This is a genomic window from Pseudomonas rubra, assembly GCF_028656935.1.
Taxonomy (GTDB): Bacteria; Pseudomonadota; Gammaproteobacteria; order Pseudomonadales; family Pseudomonadaceae; genus Aquipseudomonas; species Aquipseudomonas rubra.
On record NZ_JAMDGZ010000075.1, the window covers coordinates 1 to 5,422 of the forward strand.

The 5,422-nt window shown below is 55.7% G+C and carries 5 protein-coding genes and 1 pseudogene; all 6 read left to right on the plus strand.

The window, feature by feature from the left end:
* The first annotated feature begins 128 nt into the window (after positions 1-128).
* The gene (locus M5G17_RS25955; RefSeq protein WP_273895718.1) at positions 129-1,148 is read left to right on the plus strand and encodes a DNA-binding protein; all 1,020 of its coding nucleotides are present in this window, start codon (positions 129-131) and stop codon (positions 1,146-1,148) included.
* A gap of 108 nt (positions 1,149-1,256) precedes the next feature.
* Positions 1,257-2,069, plus strand: a complete 813-nt coding sequence (locus tag M5G17_RS25960) for a Crp/Fnr family transcriptional regulator (protein WP_273895719.1) — start codon at positions 1,257-1,259, stop codon at positions 2,067-2,069.
* Positions 2,070-2,231: 162 nt separating this feature from the next.
* On the plus strand, positions 2,232-3,797 hold the full coding sequence (locus M5G17_RS25965) for a long-chain-fatty-acid--CoA ligase (RefSeq protein WP_273895720.1): 1,566 nt from the start codon (positions 2,232-2,234) through the stop codon (positions 3,795-3,797).
* A gap of 81 nt (positions 3,798-3,878) precedes the next feature.
* The gene (locus M5G17_RS25970; RefSeq protein ID WP_273895721.1) at positions 3,879-4,202 is read left to right on the plus strand and encodes a Clp protease/crotonase-like domain-containing protein; all 324 of its coding nucleotides are present in this window, start codon (positions 3,879-3,881) and stop codon (positions 4,200-4,202) included.
* Positions 4,109-4,789 (plus strand): annotated as a pseudogene (locus tag M5G17_RS25975) (thiolase family protein); the annotation flags it as partial. The gene M5G17_RS25970 and the pseudogene M5G17_RS25975, both read left to right, overlap by 94 nt.
* A gap of 142 nt (positions 4,790-4,931) precedes the next feature.
* The gene (locus M5G17_RS27765) at positions 4,932-5,336 is read left to right on the plus strand and encodes a DUF6088 family protein (RefSeq protein WP_420793359.1); all 405 of its coding nucleotides are present in this window, start codon (positions 4,932-4,934) and stop codon (positions 5,334-5,336) included.
* The last annotated feature ends 86 nt before the right edge of the window (positions 5,337-5,422 follow it).

Genomic DNA, 5,422 nt, shown 5'->3' on the forward strand with positions numbered 1-5,422 from the left:
TGCCTATCCTATTCAATAACGCTCAATTATTTTATCTGAATTACTTGCTTGACACGCGCTTTACATCAATCAAATCTAGTATGTAAATACGTGGTATGTATTCCACCACGAAATCGTAGGAGCAAACCATGGCCCGTGGCGGCATCAACAAGGCGCTGGTTCAGAAGGCGCGACAGGCCATCCTGGCGCGAGGCGAGAACCCCAGCATCGACGTGGTACGGGTCGAACTTGGCAATACCGGCTCGAAAACCACCATTCATCGCTACCTGAAAGAACTCGAAGATGCTGAGCGCGGCCGGAATGCAGCCTCGATCCCGCTCAGCGAACAGCTGGCCAATATGGTCGGCCAACTGGCAGATCAGTTAGAGGAAGATGTGCAGGCGACCGTGGCCCAGGAGCGCGAACAACTGGCACGTGAACGGCTCGATTACCAGAACCAGACTCGGCTGGCCGAAAGTCGAATCCAACAGCTGGAAAGTCAGTGCAGCGAGCTCACAGAACAGTTCCAGGCTGCCCAACAAGCGCTACAGCAGGAGCAGCAGCGACGACAACAGGCTGAGGTCGAGAATGCCCGCCTGCTGCAGGCCAACCACGATCAGGAAGCGCGCCTGCAGGATCGCGAAGGGCAGATTCGCTCGCTGGAGGAAAAGCATCAGCACGCACGCGACGCCTTGGAGCACTACCGCCAGGCCAGCAAGGAGCAGCGTGAGCAGGAACAACGCCGACATGAGTCGCAGATACAGCAGCTGCAGTTGGAGCTGCGGCAACTGCAGCAGACCTTGATAATGAAGCACGACGAGCTTACCCAGTTGAACCGCGACAATGCGCGTCTGCTCGCCGAGGCGCGGCAGTTGCAAAAAGAGCAGCATGCGCAGCAACAGCTACTGGCGCAAAAAACTCAGACCCTGGAGGCCCTCCAGAGTGCGCTGGCCGGCGCCGAGCGCTCGAATGAAACCCTTGAACAGCGTTGTCGCACATTGCAAGAGGAGATATCCCGGCTGGGCGAAGCCTCTGAGACTCAGTCGCAGCAAGCGCAGGCCCTGCAGGCGCGCTTAATCGAAGCCACTGCACAGCTGAAGCTACTTGGGGTGCCGCTTGCGAACAGCGATGGCGTACGTAGCACATCACCCGGCACACGGAGCCCATGAGCTGAGGGAGGTGAAGAAAACACTACTATATGTACCTTTCATAGGCCTTTATAGTGTGATTATAGGTCTTTGTAGAATCCAGCCAGTCGAATGTGTCTAGGAAAGCTGATGCGATTCACATCGACTGTGCTGTTTCCGCAAACTGCCATGCGCGAAGTGCTACGTTGCTCGCCGATATGCGGTAGTGATGGAGCTTTGGCCTTTGATGAGAGCTTAACGACAATGAGCCGCTTCAATTGGGTTGAGGACTTGAGTCCGCCAATACGTAAGCTAGTGCTTGAAAAGGCGCGAGTACGTATCTATCCGGACAACACGACCCTCTATTATCAGGGGGACGCCGTTACCGAGGTGTTCCAGATCATGTCCGGAGAAATCCGGAAATGCATTATCACCGACGATGGTCAAGAAGCCCTGATGTACATCTACAAGCCAGGCGACCTTATTGGAGACAGTTCCATCGCGGACGAAGAGCCCTATCCGGTCACGATTATCACAAGGGGAGAAGCAACATTACGGGTATGGTCTGCGAAGGATTTTGCTGACCTACGATCCCTCCATCATGAGGTTGAGACAGCTGTCGCCGGGCAGATTAGCCTGCGTCTGCGCGCTGCACTTCGGCTGCTGGAGGAGCTGCTTACGCAACCCGTTGCTGCGCGCGTTGCCTCCAGACTGATTTGGCTCGCTGATATGCAGGGCGGGGCAGATCAAGGTATCGGCCTGACGATTTCCCAAGCGGATATCGCTTTGATGGTTGGCAGCACTCGGCAGAGCGTCAATCGGGTTGTGACGGAGTTACGTAAGCTCAACTTCATCGAGACTGACTATGGGCGGGTCACAGTCAAAGACCTCGAAGGGCTGCGCAGCTATGTCAATGAGCATCAAAACCAGCGCCATGGTCGTGGTGGTAAAGGTCCTCAATGATAGGCGACGTTTTACCTCCCCTGAAACCTCCTGATATCGACTCTTCAGTGACAAAGTTAGAAAGACTGTCATCTGGCAGACGTTGTTGATTTCCAAGCTCTCCTAGCATCGGCCTCGAAAGCGCCACCCAATAACAATCTGGGCGCTCTGGAGAATATGTCGATGCCTGAGTTGACTCTGGCGGACGTTGCCCGCGCAACTGCCAATACCCACGCCGATCACACTGCCCTGGTGTTTGGCGACAGAAAAACCAGTGCGGCCGAACTTGATTCACGAGCTGATCAGGTTGCCAATGGCTTGGCCGCATTCGGAGTTACTGATCAAGAGCGCGTCGCGATCCTTGACCACAGCAGTGATCAGTTCTATGAAATCTGGCTGGGTGCTGCTCGCGCCAACCTTGTACTAACCCCTCTTAACGCTCGGCTGTCTGCGCCAGAGGTGGTTCAGGTTCTCGCCGACTGCCGTCCCCGTGTGTTGTTCATCGGCCCTCAGTTCGAGGTTCTGTTTGAGCAGATTCGTCCACAGCTGGATTTTGTAGAGCACGTCATCGTAATGGGTGACGTCTACGCCGCATGGCGTGACCAGCAGTCGGATACGCCAGGCTCGGCAACGATGACGGCAGATGATGACTGCCTGCAAATCTATACCAGCGGCACTACCGGATTGCCTAAGGGCGTCCAGCTCACCAGCAACAGTATTTTCCAGGCACCGCTGACCTCCCTGGCAACGGGCGAGATTAGTCCGTGCCGCGAGATCGGAGCCGAAGATGTAATCCTGCTGTGCCTGCCGCATGCTCATGTTGCAGGTTCTATCGTCGGGGCTTTCGGACTACTCAGAGGGGCGCGGCTGATTATTGCCAGTGACTTTGTGCCATCCGATATCGCGGCGCAAATTGAGCGCGAGAACGTGACGCTCACCATTATGGTTCCGGTGATGGTTCGTGGTCTGATTGCCGCACTGGAACAAGACTGTCGCACGTGCAGCAGCTTGAAAACCATTTTGTACGGTGCTGCGCCGATGGCAACGAGCTTGCTTAAGCTGGCGATGGAAAGGCTCCCTCACAGCCGCTTCGGCCAGCTCTATGGCTTGACGGAAACCTCAGGCCCGATCACCTACCTCACCGCCGATGACCACCAGGAAATCGCAGCAGGGAATAGCGACCTTGCACTGTCGTGCGGCCGCGCGACTGCTGGCGTCGAGATCCGGATCATCGATGTTTATGGTCAGTCGCTCCCCGCTGGCGATGTCGGCGAGATTATTTGCCGTTCCGCACAAGTGATGAGGGGGTACTGGAATCGCGGCGAGGACACACTTGCAGCTATCCGAGAAGGCTGGTTTCACACCGGTGACATGGGCTACCTGGACGACAACGGGTACCTCTATATCTACGACCGTAAGCGCGACATGATCATTACTGGAGGCGAGAACGTCTATCCCGCCGAGGTTGAGAACGTTCTCTACAGCCACCCAGCGATTTTCGATGTCGCCGTGATCGGTGTGCCTGATGAGCAGTGGGGGGAAGCAGTTAAGGCTGTCGCCGTCCTCAAGCCAGGTACGACGCTCAGCGCCAATGAACTGATTGAGCATGCCCGAGGCAAAGTCGCCGGATTCAAGATTCCCAAAACCGTCGACTTTGTCGACGACCTTCCTCGCAACGCCACGGGCAAAATCCTCAGGCGTTTGATTCGAGAACCTTACTGGAAAAGCCAGGGACGTGGAGTCGCATGACTTCCTTTGATGGGGCTTGCGCCTTTCAGGCACCGGTAAGCCCCGTCGCCTTCATCACTACTACAGCGACAGGTGAACGATATGACTACTGAGCAAACCGTTGGCGAAGTACGGATGGTTGTCGAAAACCATATTGCCGTGATCTCCGTGGACAATGTGGCGAAACGCAATGCTTTCTCTCCCGAGATGATCGAGCAATTGTCCGGGCATCTCACCACCGTCAACAATGACGACGACATCTGGGTCGCGGTTCTTAGTCCTGAGGGCGAGCACACCACCGCAGGGCTCGATATGCCGAAGTTTTTCGGTCCGAGCGCTACTCGCTGGCGTCGCAGATCCGTACAGCTCGGGCGCAAGAACTTGGTTTGCTCGACGCAGAGGTCGTGCCGTTCCAGGCGCGGATGAAGGTACAGGATAAGAATACGGGAGAGATCAGTTTCCGGGATGTCCTGATAAGCCAGGATGAGGGCAACCGCGCAGATACGACGTACGAAGGGCTTTCTCAGTTGACGCCAGTTGTAGACGGCGGCGTCATTACGGGTGGCAACGCCAGTCAGCTGTCTGATGGCGCATCGGCTTGCGTACTAACTGACGCACGATTCGCCGAGCGTCGTGGCCTGGAGCCGCTTGGAGTTTATCGTGGCATGACCGTTGCCGGTTGTGCGCCCGAAGAAATGGGTATTGGCCCCATCTACGCCATTCCGAAGCTACTGAAACAGCACGGGTTGAAAGTCTCCAATATTGGCTTGTGGGAGCTGAACGAAGCATTCGCCTGCCAGGTTCTGTATTGCCGCGACAAGCTGGGCATCGATCCCGAGTTGTACAACGTCAACGGCGGAAGCATCTCAATTGGCCACCCCTATGGCATGACGGGCTCCCGTCTGGTCGGACATGCACTGATCGAGGGCAAGCGCCGTGGGGTGAAGTTTGTCGTGGTGTCGATGTGCATTGGTGGTGGTATGGGGGCGGCGGGGCTATTTGAGGTCGTCTGATTTCGGGTGATCTAGATGATGCAGCGTTAATTACACCGATTTCAGATTTTTGGGGCTGAAGATCCAAGTATCTTCGCCCCTTTTTTCTGAAAGCAGGGTGGTTCATCAGTGACTTTGGGGGCCGCAGCGTCCCGTAGGAAAATTGCCGATTGCAATTCCTCAATGTCTAACGCATCAGGTAAGCGTTCCGAAAAGCCATCAACTAATTGCCCTGTCCGGTGCCCGCGCAGCGAACGCTCTAGGGCTGACGCAACAAGTGTCGATTCGGGAGGTTTTTGTCACCAGCGGACGGCCGAGAACTCTGCAGTTAGGCAAGGCTCAGGTGAGAATCGAGCATGCGCCACAGTGGCAAGTCGCCCTCGGAGCGACCATTGCTGGCGATGCTGTACGTGCGCTTGCTTGGCTGGTGAAACCTCACGCCCAAGAGGCCGTCGCAAAGCTGCGCGCGTGCCTGTCGAGTAGCGATTGGCAGATCTTGAAATCGCAGAGATCCAACCTTCCTCCATGGATGGCTGAAGCGATTGGGCGCGAAGCGGCCTTCGCTTGAGCAGGACTTTCAATCTATTCTTTTAAATACAGCAAGTTACAGAACGAATGTCCTAATTTTTGCCTTATCTCGGCATAACCCCATAA